Raw genomic sequence first — 19,299 nt, 5'->3', positions numbered from 1 at the left:
CGTCATTTGCTCGAAGGGTGGCCGAGCCCACACAAGAAGCTCGAATCGCGGCGCTCCTGTCGAAAAGAGCAACGAGCTCTGCATTGGAGCATACGCCCGAAGGGCCGCGACCAAACCCTTAAATTCGGTTGGGTTCGCATCTCTTCTTAAGCCATCTATGCACCGAACTACGGCTCCGCGGGTTTTCTCCCGTGCAGCCGAACGAATGGACTGCCGCCACCTCATCCCCCTTGCTGATGACATAAAGTATTTGCTCTGATTCCATGCAGACCTCCGTATCTTAGGGGAATCCTGGGCGAGCGTCCCGCTTATCACGCCTCGGGCTTGAACTCATCCATGTAACGCTCACCGCTCATATCCATCTCCGTCGTTTCCGTAATGTACGACTCGAAGTTGTCTACTGAATGGAGGGCGATTCAAAGTCCTTAACCATCATCAAGTTACATACAGCAAATTGTCGAGCCGAAAATTCGGCGTCTACCTTGTAACATATGGACCTAGATATCGAGCCATCGTTAGACGCGAAACGCATGTTTTATTAATCAATGATTTGCGGATGCAACTGGCGGAGAGAGTGGGATTCACTCGGGCCATCCATGGCCCTCGCCCTTCGGGCAGCTACGCTGTGCACATCGGCAATCCTGCCGATGTGTCGAACCCGGTGCGTTCGTTCACGCACTCTCTCCGCCAGACACGCAAAAGCCCCCTTGCGGGGGCCTGTGCATGTCTGGCGGAGAGAGTGGGATTCGAACCCACGGTGGGCGTAAACCCACGGCAGTTTTCAAGACTGCTGCCTTAAACCACTCGGCCATCTCTCCGAAAAAACGATTGTCCGCGGCTCACACCGTCTCGGCGATTTTAACCTGCTTCTCCGGCGCCATTCCGCCCGGGCAGTGCAGGCAGTTGAGGCGGGAGGCTTCGAGCAGAGGGGGCATGTTCTCGGCGAGGTGGTCGATGAACATGCGCACCGCCGGCAGCAGGCCGCGGCGGGAGGCGAAGACGGCGTGGCAGATGCCCATCGGCAGGCGCCAGGCGGGCAGCACCACTTCCAGTTCGCGGTTGCGCACCGCGTCGGCGCAGATGGTTTCCGGCAGCAGGGTGATGCCCAGGCCCTGCTTGGCCAGCGCCATCAGCATCGGGAAATCGAAGCCGGCGACGCGGGGCTTGAGTTCGACCCGGCGGATCTCGCCGCCCTCGCCCTGCAGTTCCCAGCGCTGGCGCGCGTCGTCTTCGCTCATGCTCAGCGTGGTGTGGCCGGCGAGGTCGTCGGGGTCGCGCGGGCGGCCGGCGCGATCGAGATATTTCGGGCTGGCCACCAGCAGTTCCTGGATCTGGCCGAAGCTGCGCATCACCAGGCTGCCGTCGTCGTCGAGCTTGGCGCGGACGCGGATGGCCACGTCGAAGCCTTCGTTGATGACGTCGACGCGGCGGTTGTTGACGTGCATCTGCACCCGGACCTGCGGATAGCGCGCGAGGAAATCCGGCAGCAGTTTGGGCATCAGTTCCTGGGCGATGCCGACCGGCACGCTCACCCGCACCAGGCCGCGGGGCTCGGCGCTGAGCCGGTCGACGACTTCGCGCGCGGCGCTGGCCTCGGCGAGCATCGACTGGGCGTGGCGGTAGACGCTCTGGCCCACGTCGGTGACCGCGAAGCGGCGGGTGGAGCGCTGCAGCAGGCGGGCGCCGAGATCGGTTTCGAGCTGGCTGATGCGGCGGCTGAGGCGCGATTTGGGGATGCCGAGCGCGCGTTCGGCGGCGGCGAAACCGGAATGCTCGACCACCATCGCGAAGTAGTACAGGTCGTTGAGATCGTTCACGTCGGCCTTTCCAAATCCGGAACAATGGCGCGAATTGAACCAAGTTTATCGCGTCCATGCAATGTACCGGTCGTCATGTGGCCGTTGCCGGGCGGTTTTCGCGGATGGGGTTGCAGAGGGCCGACGCCCGCCTCCCCCATCGCCCCCCGGAGCCCCCGCATGTCCGTCGAGATCACCCACCTGCTGCAGCGGCATCACCAGGGCGATCGCCACGCCTTCGACCGCATGGTGCCGCTGGTCTACGACCAGTTGCGGGCCATCGCCCACCGCCAGCTGCAGCGCAACGGGCCGCGCGGCCCGCTGCTGGATACCACCAGCCTGGTGCAGGAGGCCTATCTGCGGCTGGTGGACGAACACGACGTCGATTGGCGCGACCGCGGCCATTTCTTCGCGATCTGCGCCCGCGCCATGCGCCGGATCATGGTCGACGACGCGCGCCGTCGGCTGGCCGCGAAACGCGGCGGCGGCTGGGTGGAGGTCAGCATGACCGCGGATGCGATGGCCAGCGAGGGCCAGCCGGAGCATCTGCTGGCGATCGACGAGGCGCTGACGAAACTGGCCGATTTCAATCCGCGGCTGGCGCAGCTGGTGGAATGCCGCTACTTCGCCGGCATGACCGAAGAGGAAACCGCCGAGGCCCTGCAGGCATCGCTGCGCACGGTGCAGCGCGACTGGATGCGCGCCCGCGCCTGGCTGCTGAAGATGCTGGAAACGCCGTGAACCCCGGCAGCGGCCCGGACCCGCGGGTCCGTCTGGACGCATGGTTCGACGAAGCCCTGTCGCTCGAAGACGACGCCCGCGACGCCCTGCTGCGACGGGTCGAGGCCGAAGACGCGGCCCTGGCCGCGGAGCTGCGCGCGCTGCTGGCATGGGCGAGCGCGGACGACGCGGCGCTGCCGCTGCCCGCGGCCGGGCCCGCGCGCTGGGCGGCATTGTTCGACGACGATGATCTGGCACGCGACGACGCGCCCCTGCCCGACCGGATCGGCGTGTGGACGCCGGTGGCGCGCATCGGCCACGGCGGCATGGGCACGGTCTACCGGGTGGAACGCGATGCGGATGGTTTCCACCAGACCGGCGCGCTGAAGCTGCTGCGCCCGGGCAGCGAATCGGAGGAGTTCCTGCGCCGCTTCACCGAAGAGCGCCGCATCCTGGCCACGTTGACCCATCCGGGCATCGCGCGCCTGCTCGACGGCGGGCGCAGCGCCGACGGCCGGCCGTATCTGGTGATGGAATACGTCGACGGTGCGCCGCTGGATCGCGACTGCGACCGCCGCAGGCTGGACATCGATGCGCGCATCGCGGTGTTCCTGCAGATCGCGGATGCCGTCGCGCATGCGCATCGCAATCTCGTCGCGCATCGCGATCTCAAGCCCGGCAACATCCTGGTCGGTGCGGACGGCGCGCCGAAGCTGCTCGATTTCGGCATCGCCAAGGCGCTGCGGGCGTCGGCCGCCGACAGCGCGAACAGCGCGACCGAAGCGTCAGCCACGCGGCTGCGCGCGTTCACGCCCGACTACGCCGCGCCCGAACAGGTGCTGGGGCAAGCCACGTCCACGGTCACGGATGTCTATCAGTTGGGGCTGCTGCTGTACGAACTGCTGACCGGACACCGCGCGCAGCATGCGCAGGACGCATCGCCGCGCGCGATCGAAGCGGCGGTCTGCGAGCACGAACCGGTGCGACCGAGCGAACGCATCGGCGACGATGACCGCGCACGTTGCGCCGCGCGCGCGACCACGCCGGCGGCGCTGCGCCGCAAGCTGCGCGGCGATCTCGACAACATCGTGCTGAAGGCCCTGCGCAAGGCGCCGGAACGCCGTTATGCCTCGGTCGCCCTGATGATCGAGGACCTCGAACGCTGGCGGCGCGGGCAGACCGTGCGCGCCAGGCCGGAGACCTGGACCTATCGCACCGGCAAATTCCTCAAGCGCAACGCATGGGCGGTGGCGGCGACGACGACGATCTTCGCGCTGATCCTCGGCTATGCGATCACCGCGACGCTGCAGGCCGACGCGCTGGCGCGCGAACGCGACCGCGCGCAGGCCGAAGCGGCGAAGGCGCGGCAGATCGCGGCCCTCACCCGACGTTTGTTCGAAGGCGCGGGCCCGAGCGTCGCCGGCGAATCGCCGCTGACGGCACGGCAATTGCTCGACAACGGTTGGCCGTTGATCGAGCGCGAACTGGAAGACCAGCCCGACGTGCAGGCGGAACTGCTCGACGTGGTCGCCGGCGCGTATCGCGATCTCGGCGAATACGAACGCGCCGAAGCGCTGGCCGACAGCGGCCTGCGCGCCGCGAAGCGGGCCGTCGGTCAACCCCTGCTGCTGGCGCGCGCGCGCCACGGCCGCGGCCGCGTCGCGATCGACCGCGGCGACTACGCGCTGGCGGAGATGCATCTGCGCGATGCCCTGGGCGACTATCGCCGCATCTCCACGCGCATGGCCGACCGCACGGGCGGCGGCGACACCGTCCAGGCGGCGGACGTGCTGCAGGATCTCGCCGAACTGGCCGATCTGCGCGGCGAAGTCGCGACCGCGCAGGCGACCTATCGCGATGCGCTGGCGATCCGTCGCGCGCGACACGGCGAGCGCCATCCCGACGTGGCCGAAAGCCTGCACGGACTGGGCATGAGCCTGCGCCGCAGCGGCGACTACATCGGTGCCGAGCCGCTGGTGAGCCAGGCGCTGACCCTGCGCCGGCAACTGCTGCCGCCGGGCCATGCGGCGATCGCCTACACCCTCAGCGACCTCGCCCAGATCCGCAACGATCTCGGCGAATACGATTCGGCCGAAGCGCTCTACCGCGAAGCGCTGGCGTCGCAGGAAAAAAGCCTGGGGCCGCACCATCCGGACGTGGCGACCAGCATGCTGTCGCTCGCCCGTGTCCTGAAGACGCGCCGCGATTTCGCCGGCGCCCGTACGCTGCTGGAACGCAGCCTCGACATCCGGCGCAGGGCCTACGGCGAACGCCATCCGGCGGTGGCGCTGAATCTCAACGATCTCGGCCGCAACCATTTCGAGAGCGGCGGTTTCGATCGCGCCGAGGCGTATTACCGCGCCGCGTTGGCGGCCTATCCCGCCGACGATCCGGGCCTGCCTGCGACCGTGTTCAATCTCGGCGAACTCGCGGAGAAGCGCGGCGACCTGGCGGAAGCGGAACGCCGTTACCGCGAGACGCTGGCCGCGTGGCGCGCGCGCTACGGCGACGACCACGACCGCGTGGGCCTGGCCTGGAACCGGCTGGGTGCGGTGCTGTTCCGGCAGCCGGACAAGGCCCGCTGGGGCGAAGCCGAGACGGCGATGCGCCAAGGCGTCGCGATCTATCGCAAGCGCCTGCCCGCGGACCATCCGAAATTCGCCAGCGCGCTGTTGCCGCTGGGCACGCTGCTGATCGCGCGCGGCGCGCGCAGCGAGGGCGAATCGCTGCTGCGCGATGCCTGGCGCCTGCGCCACGAGGCCTTCGGCGCACAGGACCCGCGCACCCGCGAAGCGACGCAGGCGCTCGCCGCCGCGGGTCTGTCCACGCCCGCGGGTTGAGCGCCGGCAGGTTGAGCGCCGGCGCCGACGCGGCCATTCGACCAAGCGGGCTCAGCGACAGTCGCCCTTCACCGTCACCCGCACCCGGCGCAGGTTGTTGGCTTCGTCCGATTCGGCGTTCAACGCGGCGCCGTCGGCATGCACGTAAAGCATGGATTCGCCGGGACTGAGCACGAGCTTGCCGCTGGAACCGCCGCTCGCGCCGGGGGCCAATGCCGGCAAGGGCGAAGACGCGAGCAACGGGCCGTTCTGCAGGTCCAGCCTGATCCGGTTCTGGGTCGCCACCGACGCCATGACGCCCTGGTTCCGCGTCGCGTAGCGATAGGCGAACACGCATCGACCGTTGCTCTGCGACATCGCGGCGGTGTCCTCGATCGCCGTGATGTTGCCCCACGGAATCGACGTGGCGCCCAGCGTGAACGATCCGACCAGAAGCAGATCGATCTTCAACCGGGGCGGCGGCAGCGGCGCCCGCTGCTTCGCTTCGCCCACATCGGGATCGGGACGGGTCGGATTCGGATCGTCGGGCCCGGTCAGGGTGCCGGTCGCGGCCGGCTGGGCCTGCGCCTGGGCCGTCGGCGTCTGCTTGCGTTCGGCCGTGGGCGTCTGTGCGCAGACCGAAGCGGCGGATACGACGGCGATGACGGCGATGACGGCCAGACAGCGTGCGGTGCGGATGCGGGACATGGCGGGTTCTCCTGGGACGGATTGAGGAATGCGAAACATCGGGCCGCGTGCGAAGGATCGCGATCCCGTGTTTGCGATGAGTCGCGAAACGACGGCGAAACCCGCCATGCGCCGCAGCAGCGCATCGATGACGCGACCGCGTGACGCGATCGCGAACTGCAGGGCATCAGGTTTCAACGCGAAACGGCGCCGCGAACGGCCCTGCACGGGAACGTGAACGAAGACGACACACGGGTGGCGGGATTCCGCCGCGTTCCGCGACTGACGAAACGCGACTGACGAAAACGGGCGGGACCGGATCGCGCAACGGATCGCCACTGCGCACCGCCCCGAACGCCCGACGCCCTCGCATTCCACATCCTCACCGGAGACCACCATGTCCCATCTGCCCCGCATCGCGCTCGCCGGCTTCGCCGCCCTGCTGCTGGCCGGCCCCGCCTTCGCGATCGACCCCTCGAAAGGCCTGTACCGCATTCCCTACGACGACGGCACCAAGCTGCGCGTCGGCGGCGACCACATCGACCACAGCCCGCCCGGGCGCATCGACATGAACGGCACCGGCGGCGGCACCTATCGCGTGGTCGCCGCGGCCGACGGCTTCGTGCGCCACGTGGTCGACGGCTTCGACCAGCGTCTGGACTGCAAGGGCAAGCCGATCAGCGAACAGAAGAACAACTATGTCTGGATCGAACATGCCAACGGCGAATGGACGAAGTACACCCACATGCGCAAGGGCTCGTCCAGCGGCAAGGCGAAGCTGACGGAAGGCCAGTTCGTGAAGGCCGGCACCTACCTCGGCGACGAGGGCGAGGTCGGCTGCGCCAGCGGCCCGCACCTGCATTTCGAGGTCGGCGTGCCGAAGGCCACCGACGGCATCACCGGCACCGGCGGCTTCCTCACCGACAACGACGGCAGCAAGCGCAACCGCATCCCGCGGATCTGCGGCATCGAAGACGGTCGCTTCGTCACCGGTCGCAACTACACCGCGCGCGACGTACCCGGCGTGGTCCAGGCCGGCGGCCGCGAGTACGCGCGCCACGGCATTCCCGCCCGCGATTACCAGTGCGTGTTCGAACAGGCGGCGATGGCGGGCTATGCGCTGGAATGGATCGACGGCTTCAGCGTCGGCGGCGACGTGCGCTACAACGCGGTCTTCCGCCCCGCCGGCAACGTCGCATGGCAGGCCGTGCATGGCCTGAGCGCTGCGCAGTACCAGCAGCGCTTCGATGCGATCACCGGCCAGGGCTTCCGGCCGACCCAGGTCGAAAGCTATTCCAGCGATGGCGAAGTGCGCTATGCCGCGATCTTCCGCAAGGACGGCGGCCCCGAGACGCGCGCATACCACGGCCTGACCGCGCAGCAGCACCAGCAGCGTTTCGACGACTGGAGCGCCGCCGGTTTCCGCGCGCGCAACATCGCGGTGACCGCGGTCGGCGGCCAGCCGCGCTACACCGCGCTGTACGAGAAATCCGACGGCGGCAGCTGGATCGCGAAGTCGCGGCTCAGCGCGGACGAATACCAGCAGGCCTTCGCCGACAACGGCGCCCAGGGCCGCAGGCCGGTCTATCTCAACGCCTACGGCCTCGACGGCAGGATCTATTTTTCCGCGATCTTCGCTTCGAAACCCGCCGGCGCGCTGTCGGCACGGCACGGTCTGAGCAGTCAGCAGTACCAGTCCGAATGGGAAGGCGCGACCGGCAACGGCTACCTCACCCGCGTCGTCACCGGCTATGCCGTCGGCGACAGCGCCCGCTACGCCGCGGTCTGGCGCAAGTGAGGATCGCAGTCATGCATTCAACGATCAGCACTTCAAAAACCCGATCGACCACGCATTCGATCCTGCATCGAACGAACGATGCATTCACGGCACACGACACAGGACACATCACCATGCACGCATCCCGACATGCCACCCCGCGCCACCGGCTGCGTTTCACGGCCGCCGCTTTCGTCGCCATCGTCGCGGCGCACCTCTCGGCCGCACCGGCGATGGCGGCCGATTGGGCCGCGCGTCACGGCCTCACCGGCGCGCAATACCAGGCCGCCTTCGAAGACTACGCCGGCAAAGGCTTCCGCCTGACCTCGATCAGCGGCTACGACGGCGGCGGCAGCGCGCGCTACGCCGCCGTGTGGAAGAAGCAGGCGGGACCGGAGTGGTCCGCACGCCATGGCCTCAACGCCCAGCAGTACCAGGCCGCGTTCGACGACTACGCGAAGAAGGGTTATCGCCTCACGTTCGTCAACGGCTACGCCGTCGGCAACAACGCGTATTACGCCGGCATCTGGACCAAGACCGGTGGCCCGGCGTGGTCGGCGCGGCACGGACTGACCTCGGCGCAATATCAGGCCGCGGTCGACGATCTGTCGAAGCAGGGCTATGGCCTCAGCCATGTCAGCGCCTACACCGTCGGCGGCACGCCGCGGTTCGCCGCGATCTTCGAGAAGGGTGGACCGGCATGGGTCGCGCGCCACGGCCTGACCTCGGCGCAGTATCAGACCGCGTTCGACGGTTTCGCCCGCGACGGCTATCGGTTGAAGGTGGTCAGCGGTTATCGCGAAGGCAACAGCGACCGCTACGCCGCGCTGTGGGTGAAGCAGGCCGGTCCGTACTACTCGGCGCGGCACGGCATCCCCGACGCGCACTACCAGTCGGTGTTCGACAATCATCTGTACCAGAGCTACGAACCGGCCTACGTGCAGGCCTTCAACGGCGGCAGCGGGATCCGCTTCAACGCGATCTGGACCAACACCGTGTTCAAGGGCGCCGACCTCGAACTGATCGACCGCAAGGCGCGCGCGTATCTGCGCGAGACCGGCATGCCCGGCGTGTCGATCGCGATCATGCGCGGCAAGCGCCTGGTCTACGCCGCCGGTTTCGGCGTCGCCGACAAGAACGGCGGCCTGCCGATGTCGCCGCGGCATCGCCTGCGCGTGGCCAGCGTCTCCAAGCCGCTGACCCATGTCGCCATCCTCAAGCTGCTGGCCGACACCAACCTCGACAGCGGCAGCAAGGTCTTCGGCAGCAACACCGTGCTCGGCAACACCTGGGCGATCCCGGCCAACAATCCGGACATCGAGGACATCACCATCGATCACCTGATCCGCCACCGCGCCGGTTTCCGCCGGATCGACAAGGACGGCAACGGCAGCGACCCGATGTTCGACTACACCGGTACCGATCACGCCGGCCTGATCACCTGGGCGCTGGCGAACTACCCGCTCGGCTACACGCCCGGCACCACGCCGGCGGACCTCGAAGGCTCGGACATGTATTCCAACTTCGGCTACTGCCTGCTGGGCCGCGTGATCGAGAAGAAGACCGGCAAGTCGTACGAGGCCTATGTCCGCGACAACTTCATGAAGCCCGCCGGCGCGCCGGACGTGGTCATCGGCGGCGACAAGGAAGCCGACCGCAAGTCCGATGAGGTCGTGTATTACGGCGGCGGCGCCTATTCCAGCGTGAAGCCCAAGCGCTTCGATTCGCACGGCGGCTGGATCGCGCGGCCGCTCGATCTGCTGCGCTTCATGCGCTACCAGACGGCGCTGAACGACGGCTACGCGCACTACGGCGAAATGAGCGGCACCTCCGCCGTGTTCCGCGTCGGCCCGAGCGGCAACGGTCTCGCCGGCGCCGGCAACGGCGACAACGGCAAGCCCGACCAGATGGACGACCTGCTGAAGGCCATCGACAGCGAGGTCTCGGCCTGGCCGAACATCGATCTGTTCTGATCCGCCCCGCTGCGCGCACAGCACCTGCCAGCACGACGAACGCCACGGGCCGCGAAAGCGGCCCGTGTTTCATCCGACCGGAAGAAACGATCGCAGAGCAGCGGACGATCGCGAAAAACCCAACGTCATCCTCGCGCAAGCGAGGACCCAATCCTCAATCGCAACAATGCATCAACGCTCGCGTACGCAAGGCCGACGGCGTTTCGACTCGACCACTGAAACGCGAACAAAAGCCAACGTCATCCTCGCGCAAGCGAGGACCCAATCCTCAGCCGCAACGATGCATCAACGCTCGCGTACGCAAGGGCAACGGCGTTTGGATCCGACCGCTGTAAAGAGGAGAAAAAGCCAACGTCATCCTCGCGCAAGCGAGGACCCAACCCTCAGCCGCAACAATGCATCAACGCACGCGTGCGCAAGGCCGACGGCGTTTCGACTCGACCACTGAAAGACGAACAAAAGCCAACGTTATCCCCACGTATGCGAGCACCCAATCCTCAGCCGGGCTCATGCATGGGTCCTCGCTTGCGCGAGGATGACGACTCCTTTAATCGACCGGGAATATCGTGAATATCAGAGTGACCGGGTGTTTGCGATGCACCGTCAGGCGATCTTCTCGGCGCCGCCCATGTACCCGCGCAGGGCTTCCGGCACCGTGATCGAGCCGTCAGCGTTCTGGTAGTTCTCCATCACCGCGATCAGCGCGCGACCGACGGCCACGCCGGAGCCGTTGAGGGTGTGCACGAGTTCCGGCTTGCCGGTGGCCGGATTGCGCCAGCGCGCCTGCATCCGCCGCGCCTGGAAATCGCCGCAGTTCGAGCACGAGGAAATTTCGCGGTAGGTGTTCTGCGAGGGCAGCCAGACTTCGAGGTCGTAGGTCTTCTGCGCCGCGAAGCCCATGTCGCCGGTGCACAGCAGCACCTTGCGGTACGGCAGGCCCAGTTTTTCCAGCACGGTTTCGGCGCAGCGGGTCATGCGCTCGTGTTCGGCGTCGCTCTCCTCGGGCTTCGCGATCGACACCAGCTCGACCTTCTCGAACTGGTGCTGGCGGATCATGCCGCGGGTGTCGCGCCCGGCGCTGCCGGCCTCGGCGCGGAAGCACATCGAATGCGCGGTCATCCGCAGCGGCAGGCGCTCGGCGTCGACGATCTCGTCGCGGACGATGTTGGTGAGCGGGACTTCGCTGGTGGGGATGAGGTATCTGGCAGGACGCGTCGTCAGGACAAAATCCCCAGATCCAGAAGTGTTGTCCAAGTACGTCTTGAACAAATCCTCCTCGAACTTCGGCAACTGCCCCGTCCCACGCATCGAATCCGCGCTCACCAGCAGCGGCACGTTGGTTTCCTCATAGCCGTGGTCGTTGGTGTGCAGATCGAGCATGAACTGCGCCAGCGCGCGATGCAGGCGCGCGAGCTGCCCGCGCAGCACGGTGAAGCGCGCGCCGCTGAGCTTGGCGGCGGTCTCGCCGTCCAGCCAGCCGTGGCGGGCGCCGAGTTCGACGTGATCCTTGACCTCGAAGTCGAACGCGCGCGGCGTGCCCCAGCGGTGCTGTTCGACATTGTCGTGTTCGTCGGCGCCGACCGGCACCGACTCGTGCGGCAGGTTCGGCAGGCCCGACGCGATGGCGTCGATCGACTGCTTGATGACATCCAGGCGCGCTTCGCTGGCCTTGAGTTCGTCGCCGAAACCGGCGACCTCGGCCATCACCGCCGACACGTCCTCGCCCTTGGCCTTGAGCATGCCGATCTGCTTGCTCTTGGTGTTGCGCAGGTTCTGCAGCTCCTGGGTGCGCACCTGGATCTGCTTGCGCTCGGTTTCGAGCAGCAGCAGATCGGCGACGTTGAGGTCGTAGCCGCGGGTCGCCTTGAGACGGGCGGCGAGGTCGGCGGGTTGGTTGCGCAGCAGGACGGGATCGAGCATGGGGGCATCGCGAAGCGTGATGGGACCGGAATTATCGCCGAAAACCGCCGCCTGAATTGGCGCCAAATCCTTCACGCCGCCGCGCACGCGGCCACGGAAACGCGTCGCGGCGCCTGTGCCACAATCGGGCCACCTTCCGTGCCGCGTCCGCCCGCATGTCGACCGTTCAACCCACCACGCCGCAGGGACCGTCCCGGGGATCGCCATCGGGCTTCCGTCTGTCCCTGTCGCGGCGCGCGCGCTGGCTGCTGGCCGGTGGCTTCGGCGTCGGCCTGCTGATGTTCTTCCTGCTGTGGCTGGACATGCGCGAGAACGGCGACTTCTACCGCCCCGCGGGCAAGACCGGCGGCACCGACGGCCAGATCTTCGAACCCCTGCCCGCCCCCGCGACCGATCGCACCGGCAGCGCCAGCGGCCTGTCCGAAGCCGCCGAAGCGGCGCTGCGCAACCCGCGCCCCTCTCCGCCGCCTCCGGCGCAGCAGGCCCCGCGCCCGGCCGAGACGCCGACGGAACGCCCGCTGGCGGATGCGTCCGGCCAGACCGCCGGCGCTTCGCGACCCACGGCGCCCGGCGACGTGCCGGTACCGATCTCGCGCCCTTCCCCGCGCTACCCCGCCGACGCGCTGCGCAACAACGAAACCGGCACCGTGCTGCTGCGGATCACCGTCGACGAACGCGGCGAACCGGTGAACGTGGAGGTCGCGCGCAGCAGCCGCTCGCGTTCGCTCGACCGCGCCGCCGCGCAGGCCGCGCGCCGCTGGACCTTCCGCCCCGCGCAGCAGAACGGCCGCGCCGTCACCGCGACGGTGGATGTGCCGATCTCGTTCACGCTCGAGGGCCGTTGAGACCCCAGCAGACACAGTAGAGCGGCCTTCAGGCCGCTGAGCCTGCTACAGAGCATCAATATCCCAAGCGCACCACTGGTACGGATAATCGCCGATCTCATCCACCAAACCCGCGCGCAACGGATTGGCGATGAGATACCGCGCATGAATCCGTACGGCTTCGTCGCTGCGAAGCGCATGATCGAAATATCCCGGCTGCCACACGCTGCCGGAGCCGCAACGCGAGATGTTGATGGCTCGCGCGCAACGGCCCTTCAACAATTGCACGCAATACCCGAGCTCACCGCGGCGAAGCGCGAACAACCAATGCAGATGTTCGGGCATCAAGACCCATGCGAAATGCTGCACATGCCCATGGGCAGACAGTTGCTGCAATTCATCGATGACGATGGCCGCCAAAGCCGCATCGCGGAAGATCGGCTCCCTGTCGCGAACGACAGTGGTGATCGAATAAACGCGATCGGTTTCCGAACGTCGGCCGCGCGCGAGTCGTATGCTGGGCATGCGACCAGTGTTGCTGGCATCCCGCAGCGTTCGATATCGGAAAATGCCGCTTGCCAATGTCGGGAAAATACGGATCCGGTGATCCAGCTCCGACATGAAGAGCAGCGGCCTGAAGGCCGCTCTACCGGGGGCATGACCGATTGGTGGCCCAGCGGCCGATATGCTGAATGACCGTCACGCCTCCCGCAGCGCGAACCCCACGCCGCGCGCGAGCGCATCGAATCCGGGAAACGAGGTCGCGACGTTGGCGATGTCGCCGATGACGAATTCGCCCGGGCAGCGCTGGCCGGCGATGGCCGAGGCCATCGCGATGCGATGATCGCCGTGGCTGTCGATCAGGACCGGCGATGACGGATCCAGGGCGAAGGCGCCGCCATGGATGATCGCGCCGTCGTCGGATTCGTCGACCCGGATGCCCAGTGCGCGCAGCGCGGCCGACATCGTCGCGAGGCGGTCGGATTCCTTCACCCGCAGCTCGGCGGCGCCGGTGATGCGGGTCTCGCCTTCGGCGCAGGCCGCGGCCACGAACAGCGCCGGGAATTCGTCGATCATGTCCGGCACGATCACCTCCGGCACCGCGATGCCGCGCAGCGGCGCGGCGCGCACGTGCAGATCGGCCACCGCTTCGCCGCCGGCGCTGCGCGCGTCGGTTTCGACGATGTCCGCGCCCATCGCGCGCAGGGCCTGCAGCAGGCCGGTGCGGCGCGGATTCATGCCGACCGCTTCGAGCACGAGGTCGGAACCCGGAATCACGCTGGCGGCGACGAGGAAGAAGGCGGCCGATGAGAAGTCCGCGGGCACGTGCACATCGGTCGCGCGCAGCGCGTGCGCGTTGCCGGCGCCGCCGCGCACGCGCGCGACGCCGGGTTCGAAATCGATCGGCCAGCCGAACGCCGAGAGCATGCGCTCGGTGTAATCGCGGGTCGGATGCGGCTCGCGCACGACGGTGTCGCCTGCGGCATAGAGGCCGGCCAGCAGCAGCGCGGACTTCACCTGCGCGCTCGCGACCGGCAGCGTGTAATCGATGCCCTGCAGCGTGCGGCCGCCGCGGATGCGCAGCGGCGGCAGGCCGCCGTCTTCGCTGTCGATCGCGGCGCCCATGCGCGACAGCGGATCGATCACCCGCCGCATCGGCCGCTTCGACAGCGAGTCGTCGCCGACGAGCGTGCTGTCGAACGCCTGTCCGGCCAGCACGCCCGCGAGCAGGCGCATGCCGGTCCCGGCGTTGCCGCAGTCCAGCGCATCGGCGCTGGCGCGCAGCCCGTGCAGGCCGACGCCGTGCACGATCCGCGACTGCGGCGAGGGCGCTTCGATGGTCACGCCGAGCCGCTGGAACACCGCCGCGGTCGCACGGGTGTCCTCGCCTTCGAGGAAACCGTCGATGCGCGAGACGCCTTCGGCCAGCGAAGCGAGCATGATCGCGCGATGCGACACCGATTTGTCGCCGGGCACGCGGATGCGGCCGGTGAGCGGCGTTCCGGCGCCGACGATCCAGTTCTTCCTGACGGCGCCACTCATGCCCGCACCTCGTCGAGGCCGGCCAGCAGCCGGCGGTTCTCGTCGGCGTTGCCGACGGTGATGCGCAGGCAGTGGCCGAGGCCGTAACCGCCCATCGGCCGCAGCACGATGCCGCGTTCGCACAGCGCCGCTTCGATGCCGGCGACGCGGGCCTCGTCGCCCGGTTCGGCGAACTGCACGAGCAGAAAATTGGTCTGCGACGGAAACACGCGCAGGCCGCGGTCGTGCAGCGCGGTCGCGAGCGCGGCGCGCTGTTCGGCGTTGCGGGCGACCACCCACCGCAGGTGTTCCTCGTCGCCCAGCGCGGCTTCCGCGGCGGCCAGTCCGGCGCTGTTGACGTTGAAGCTTTCGCGCGCCCGCTCCATCACCGCGATCAGCGCGGGATGGCCGATGGCGAACCCGACGCGCAATCCGGCCAGCGCGTAGGCCTTGCTGAAGGTGCGGGTCACGACCAGATTCGGATGACGCGCCTGCACGGTCAGCGCCGAGGCCCACCCGGGCGCATCGACGAATTCGGCATAGGCCTCGTCGACCACCACCACCACGTCGCCCGGCACCTTCGCCATGAACGCGGCGAAGGCATCGGCGTCGTACCAGGTGCCGGTCGGATTGTTCGGATTGGCCAGGTACACCAGCCGGGTCGTATCGGTGATCGCCGCGGCGATGGCGTCGAGATCGTGGCCGCGCGGCATCGCGTGGGCATCGGCGTGGCACGGCGCGACCCGCAGCGTGGCGCCCGCGCACTGCGCGGCGATCGCGTACACCGCGAAACCGAATTTCGAGGCGACCACGTCGACGCCCGGGCCGGCGAACACCTGGGCGAACTGCATCAGCAGCTCATGCGAACCGTTGCCGAGCAGGATCGAACCGACATCGACGCCATGCTTCGCGGCGAGCGCGCGATTGAGATCGCCGCCGAGCGGATCGGGATAGCGGAAGCTGTCGTGGATCGTGCCGAGCACCGCTTCCTTGGCCCGCGCGCTGGGACCGTAGGGGTTCTCGTTGGAGCCGAGTTCGACCAAGTGCCGTCCTTCGAACCGGCGACGGAACGCGACGAGGTCGTGCCCGGGATCGTAGGCGCGCAGGCGCTGGATGCCGGGTTGGGCGAGCGCCGAGAAAAACGATTCGTCCACGCGCACCTCGGGAACCGACCCCATGCTCAGAGCACCGCGACCGGATAGGAACCCAGCACCCGGATATTGCCTGCGAAAGCGTCGATCTCGGCCAGGGCGTCCTTCAAGGGCGATTCGTCGGCATGGCCGGCCACGTCGATGAAGAAGGCGTACTGCCACAGCTTGCCGTGCGCGGGCCGCGATTCGATCCGGTTCATGGTGATGCCGCGGCGCGCCAGAGGCTCGAGAATGCGGTAGAGCACGCCCGGAACGTGCGGCTGGTCGACGGTGAAGACCAGCAGCGACGTGCGGTCGTTGCCGGAACTGGGAAACGCCGAACGGCCGATGACCAGGAACCGGGTGGTGTTGTCGTCGCGGTCCTCGATCGGGCCCGCCACCACCTTGAGGTTGTAGGCCTGGCCGGCGTTCTCGCCGGCGATCGCGGCGACGTCGTCGGCGTTGCGCGCGGTGCGGGCGGCCTCGGCGTTGCTGAACATCGCGTGCTTTTCCACGCCGGGCAGATTCTCGCGCAGCCAGGCCCTGCACTGCACCAGCGAGAGCGCGTGCGAATACACCCGCTTGATGTCCTCGATCCGGCCGCTGCGCGACAGCAGGTACTGATGCACGCGCAGTTCGATCTCGCCGCAGATCATCAGCGGCGAGGTGAGGAACAGGTCGAGCGTGGACTGGATGGTGCCGGTACCGGAATTCTCCACCGGCACCACGCCGAAATCGGCATGACCGGCGGCGACTTCGTCGAACACTTCCTCGACCGTCGTCAGCGGCAGCGCCTTCGCGGAATGGCCGAAGTGCTTGTAGACCGCCTGCTGCGAAAACGTGCCTTCGGGGCCGAGAAAACCGACCTTCAGCGGCTCCTGCTGCGCGAGACAGGCGGACATGATCTCGCGGAACAGCCGCACGAGCACTTCGTCGGCGAGCGGACCTTCGTTGCGGTCGATCACCCGGCGCAGCACCTGCGCCTCGCGCTCAGGACGGTAGTAATCCACCGCCGCGGCGAGCTTGCCCTTGGCCTTGCCGACCTGATGCGCCCACAGCGCGCGCTCGGCGATCAGCGACTGGATCTCGCGGTCGATGCCGTCGATCTGCGCGCGCACCGCGAGCAGATCGGGCTTGCCCTGGGCATCGGTCGGAATTTCGACCGCGTCCCCGGACTTCGCGGCACGCTTGCCGGCCTTCGGCTTCGCCGACGGCGCCACGACCGGCTTCGCGGCCGTCTTCGCGACGGGCTTCTCCGTGCCCTTGCGCGTGCGTTTCTCAGCCATGACGTTGCTTGAAATCCTGCATGAAATCGGCCAGCGCCTTCACGCCTTCGACCGGCATGGCGTTGTAGATCGAGGCGCGCATGCCGCCGAGGGCGCGATGGCCCTTCAGCGCCATCAGGCCGGCGGCCTTGGCTTCGGAGAGGAAGGGCTTGTCCAGCGCTTCGTCGTGGAGGAAGAACGGCACGTTCATGCGCGAGCGCACGGCGGCGGCGACTTCGTTGCGGTAATAGCCGCCCGACGCGTCGATCACGCCGTACAGCAAGGCCGCCTTCTCGGCGCTGCGGCGGGCGAACTCGGCGACGCCGCCTTCGGCCAGCATCCACTTCACGTTGAGGCCGAGCATGTACCAGTTCCAGGTCGGCGGCGTGTTGAGCATCGACTCGCCCTTGAGGTGCGAGGCGTAGTTGAAGATGTCGGCGCGCGGCTGACCGGCGCGCTCCAGCAGATCGCGACGCACGATCACCACGGTGATGCCGACCGGGCCGAGGTTCTTCTGCGCGCCGGCGTAGATCACGCCGTATTTAGAGATGTCGACCGGCTCCGAAGCGATGCTGGAGCTGAAGTCGGCGACCAGCGGCACGTCGCCGACGTCCGGCGCGTCGATGCCGTCGAAAGGCCTGAACTCGACGCCGTGGATGGTTTCGTTGGCGGTGATGTGGACGTAGGCGGCGTCGGCCGACAACTGCCAGCTGTCGCGGGCGGGAATATCGCGGAATCCGCCGGCTTCGCTGGTCGCGGCGATGCGCACGTCGACGTAGGGCTTGGCCTGCTTGATCGCGGTCTTGCCCCAATGACCGGTGACGACATAGTCGACGGCCTGACCGGGGGCGGCGAGGTTCAGCGGGATGAGCGCCTGCTGGGTGGTGGCGCCACCGCCGAGGAACAGCACCGCGTAATCGGCGGGAATCGACATCAGCGTGCGCAGGTCGGCCTCGGCCTCGGCGGCGACCTGGATGAACTCGGGTCCGCGATGGCTGTGCTCGACGATCGAGGCACCGGAGTCGCGCCATTCCAGCATTTCGTCCTGCGCCTGGCGGAGGACGCTTTCGGGCAGGGTGGCGGGACCGGCACTGAAGTTGAAGGCGCGCGACATCGGACGTTCCATGGCGTGGGAGTGGGCCCCGGAGTATGCCGCAGCGCAGCATGCTTGTGGGCGTACTTGTGGGCGTGCCGGGATGGCGAAAAGAAATTTGCAGATGCCGCGCAACCGATGGCCCCCTACCAACGTCTTATAGTCGAACCCACGCCGCCTGCAAGGCCCGGAACCCCCATATGCCCATGCCCGCTTCCCTCCGCGACGCCCTGCGGATTCCCGCCGCCGAGATCACCGACGAGGCCGTGTACCGCGACCGACGCCGCCTGCTCGGCCTGATGGCCGCCGCACCGACCCTGGCCCTGTCCGGCTGCGCCGATGCCGAGCCGCCGCCACCGCCCAAGGCCTCGATCAGCCCGGCGCAGCTGAAATCCGGGTTCCGCACCGCCGAGGAGCTGACCCGCTACGAGGATGCGACCACCTACAACAACTTCTACGAGTTCGGCACCGGCAAGGCCGACCCGTCGCAGGCGGCGAAAACCCTGCGAACCAGGCCCTGGACCGTCACCGTGTCGGGCGAGTGCGCCAAGCCGGGCAAGCTCGAACTGGCCGATCTGCTCAAGGGCCTCAAGCCCGAGGAACGCATTTACCGGCTGCGCTGCGTCGAGGGCTGGTCGATGGTGATCCCGTGGCTGGGCGTGCCGCTGGGCGCGCTGCTGAAACGCTTCGAACCGACCTCGAAGGCGAAGTACGTGGCCTTCACCACCCTCGCCGATCCGAAACAGATGCCGGGCGTGCGCTACGCCTCGATCGACTGGCCCTATGTCGAGGGGCTGCGCATCGACGAGGCGATGCACCCGCTGACCCTGCTCGCCACCGGCCTGTACGGCAAGCCGATGCCGCAGCAGAACGGCGCGCCGGTACGGCTGGTGGTGCCGTGGAAATACGGCTTCAAGAGCATCAAGTCGATCGTGGAGATCCGGTTCGTCGAAACGATGCCGCCGACCGCATGGAACCAGCTGCAGCCCGAGGAATACGGATTCTTCAGCAACGTCAATCCGAACGTGGATCACCCGCGCTGGAGCCAGAAGACCGAGCGCCGGATCAGCGGCACCGCCAGCAAGCTGTTCGCCGAGCGCATCCCGACCCGGATGTTCAACGGCTACGCGGAACAGGTGGCGGGGATGTACAAGGGCCTCGATCTGAAGAAGTGGTTCTGAAGAACCGTACCGAATCTTGTCATCCCGAAGCCGAAGGCGAGGGACCTGCTTTTCTCTGCGTTTCAGACAGCAGGCCCCTCACCCCGATCATG

General features: G+C 67.7%; 14 protein-coding genes and 1 tRNA gene. 6 read left to right on the top strand and 9 right to left on the bottom strand.

The features are described from left to right. Positions 1-728: 728 nt before the first annotated feature. Both ABD974_RS14610 and ABD974_RS14605 read right to left on the bottom strand, forming a co-directional pair. A tRNA-Ser gene (locus tag ABD974_RS14610) sits at positions 729-818 on the bottom strand. A 21-nt stretch (positions 819-839) separates the two neighbouring features. Beyond that, complete coding sequence (locus ABD974_RS14605) at positions 840-1,817, bottom strand: LysR substrate-binding domain-containing protein (protein WP_345304068.1); 978 nt, start codon at positions 1,815-1,817, stop codon at positions 840-842. Positions 1,818-1,976: 159 nt separating this feature from the next. Between ABD974_RS14605 and ABD974_RS14600 the strand changes: the two genes are divergently transcribed. Further along, on the top strand, positions 1,977-2,537 hold the full coding sequence (locus ABD974_RS14600; protein WP_345304067.1) for a sigma-70 family RNA polymerase sigma factor: 561 nt from the start codon (positions 1,977-1,979) through the stop codon (positions 2,535-2,537). Next, positions 2,534-5,356 carry a serine/threonine-protein kinase gene (locus tag ABD974_RS14595; RefSeq protein ID WP_345304066.1) on the top strand — a complete coding sequence of 941 codons (2,823 nt, stop codon included), beginning with the start codon at positions 2,534-2,536 and terminating at the stop codon, positions 5,354-5,356. Before ABD974_RS14600 ends, ABD974_RS14595 begins: the two co-directional genes overlap by 4 nt. Positions 5,357-5,407: 51 nt before the next feature. Here ABD974_RS14595 and ABD974_RS14590 read toward each other — a convergent pair whose 3' ends face one another. Continuing rightward, on the bottom strand, positions 5,408-6,421 hold the full coding sequence (locus ABD974_RS14590) for a hypothetical protein (protein ID WP_345304065.1): 1,014 nt from the start codon (positions 6,419-6,421) through the stop codon (positions 5,408-5,410). Here ABD974_RS14590 and ABD974_RS14585 point away from each other — a divergent pair. Together ABD974_RS14585 and ABD974_RS14580 are read left to right on the top strand one after the other, a co-directional pair. Then, on the top strand, positions 6,420-7,820 hold the full coding sequence (locus tag ABD974_RS14585; RefSeq protein ID WP_345304064.1) for a peptidoglycan DD-metalloendopeptidase family protein: 1,401 nt from the start codon (positions 6,420-6,422) through the stop codon (positions 7,818-7,820). The genes ABD974_RS14590 and ABD974_RS14585 overlap by 2 nt on opposite strands. A 113-nt stretch (positions 7,821-7,933) precedes the next feature. Next, complete coding sequence (locus tag ABD974_RS14580) at positions 7,934-9,772, top strand: serine hydrolase (protein ID WP_345304063.1); 1,839 nt, start codon at positions 7,934-7,936, stop codon at positions 9,770-9,772. 603 nt (positions 9,773-10,375) lie between these two features. On the opposite strand, the gene serS is transcribed toward ABD974_RS14580, so the two are convergent. Next, complete coding sequence (gene serS / locus ABD974_RS14575) at positions 10,376-11,692, bottom strand: serine--tRNA ligase (RefSeq protein ID WP_345304062.1); 1,317 nt, start codon at positions 11,690-11,692, stop codon at positions 10,376-10,378. 155 nt (positions 11,693-11,847) lie between these two features. Here serS and ABD974_RS14570 point away from each other — a divergent pair, with 155 nt between their 5' ends. Beyond that, positions 11,848-12,537 carry an energy transducer TonB gene (locus tag ABD974_RS14570; RefSeq protein ID WP_345304061.1) on the top strand — a complete coding sequence of 230 codons (690 nt, stop codon included), beginning with the start codon at positions 11,848-11,850 and terminating at the stop codon, positions 12,535-12,537. Positions 12,538-12,582: 45 nt separating this feature from the next. Here the strand turns inward: ABD974_RS14570 and ABD974_RS14565 are convergent, their stop codons facing one another. From ABD974_RS14565 to serC, 5 genes are all read right to left on the bottom strand, one after another. Next, positions 12,583-13,137 carry an REP-associated tyrosine transposase gene (locus ABD974_RS14565; protein WP_345304060.1) on the bottom strand — a complete coding sequence of 185 codons (555 nt, stop codon included), beginning with the start codon at positions 13,135-13,137 and terminating at the stop codon, positions 12,583-12,585. 78 nt (positions 13,138-13,215) lie between these two features. After that, on the bottom strand, positions 13,216-14,559 hold the full coding sequence (gene aroA / locus ABD974_RS14560) for a 3-phosphoshikimate 1-carboxyvinyltransferase (RefSeq protein ID WP_345304059.1): 1,344 nt from the start codon (positions 14,557-14,559) through the stop codon (positions 13,216-13,218). Then, positions 14,556-15,692 carry a histidinol-phosphate transaminase gene (gene hisC / locus ABD974_RS14555; RefSeq protein ID WP_345304058.1) on the bottom strand — a complete coding sequence of 379 codons (1,137 nt, stop codon included), beginning with the start codon at positions 15,690-15,692 and terminating at the stop codon, positions 14,556-14,558. The genes aroA and hisC overlap by 4 nt, the downstream gene beginning before the upstream one ends. A 26-nt stretch (positions 15,693-15,718) precedes the next feature. Continuing rightward, the gene (gene pheA / locus ABD974_RS14550) at positions 15,719-16,954 is read right to left on the bottom strand and encodes a prephenate dehydratase (protein ID WP_425562710.1); all 1,236 of its coding nucleotides are present in this window, start codon (positions 16,952-16,954) and stop codon (positions 15,719-15,721) included. Beyond that, the gene (gene serC / locus ABD974_RS14545; RefSeq protein WP_345304057.1) at positions 16,947-18,047 is read right to left on the bottom strand and encodes a 3-phosphoserine/phosphohydroxythreonine transaminase; all 1,101 of its coding nucleotides are present in this window, start codon (positions 18,045-18,047) and stop codon (positions 16,947-16,949) included. The genes pheA and serC overlap by 8 nt, the downstream gene beginning before the upstream one ends. Positions 18,048-18,232: 185 nt before the next feature. On the opposite strand from serC, the gene msrP reads away from it, so the two are divergent. After that, a complete protein-coding gene (msrP, locus tag ABD974_RS14540; protein ID WP_345304056.1) occupies positions 18,233-19,207 on the top strand; it encodes a protein-methionine-sulfoxide reductase catalytic subunit MsrP in 975 nt (324 codons plus the stop codon). The last annotated feature ends 92 nt before the right edge of the window (positions 19,208-19,299 follow it).

The organism is Lysobacter hankyongensis (assembly GCF_039543145.1).
In the GTDB taxonomy this organism is placed as follows: Bacteria; Pseudomonadota; Gammaproteobacteria; order Xanthomonadales; family Xanthomonadaceae; genus Lysobacter_I; species Lysobacter_I hankyongensis.
Note: the sequence above shows the minus strand (reverse complement) of the source record. Positions and strands in the feature narration are given on the sequence as shown.

Coding starts and splice junctions, on each gene's coding strand:
- ABD974_RS14600 (WP_345304067.1), top strand. CDS start 1,977: ATGTCCGTCGAGATCACCCACCTGCTGCAGCGGCATCACCAGGGCGAT.
- ABD974_RS14585 (WP_345304064.1), top strand. CDS start 6,420: ATGTCCCATCTGCCCCGCATCGCGCTCGCCGGCTTCGCCGCCCTGCTG.
- ABD974_RS14590 (WP_345304065.1), bottom strand. CDS start 6,421: ATGGTGGTCTCCGGTGAGGATGTGGAATGCGAGGGCGTCGGGCGTTCG.
- ABD974_RS14580 (WP_345304063.1), top strand. CDS start 7,934: ATGCACGCATCCCGACATGCCACCCCGCGCCACCGGCTGCGTTTCACG.
- serS (WP_345304062.1), bottom strand. CDS start 11,692: ATGCTCGATCCCGTCCTGCTGCGCAACCAACCCGCCGACCTCGCCGCC.
- ABD974_RS14570 (WP_345304061.1), top strand. CDS start 11,848: ATGTCGACCGTTCAACCCACCACGCCGCAGGGACCGTCCCGGGGATCG.
- ABD974_RS14565 (WP_345304060.1), bottom strand. CDS start 13,137: ATGTCGGAGCTGGATCACCGGATCCGTATTTTCCCGACATTGGCAAGC.
- aroA (WP_345304059.1), bottom strand. CDS start 14,559: ATGAGTGGCGCCGTCAGGAAGAACTGGATCGTCGGCGCCGGAACGCCG.
- pheA (WP_425562710.1), bottom strand. CDS start 16,954: ATGGCTGAGAAACGCACGCGCAAGGGCACGGAGAAGCCCGTCGCGAAG.
- serC (WP_345304057.1), bottom strand. CDS start 18,047: ATGTCGCGCGCCTTCAACTTCAGTGCCGGTCCCGCCACCCTGCCCGAA.
- msrP (WP_345304056.1), top strand. CDS start 18,233: ATGCCCGCTTCCCTCCGCGACGCCCTGCGGATTCCCGCCGCCGAGATC.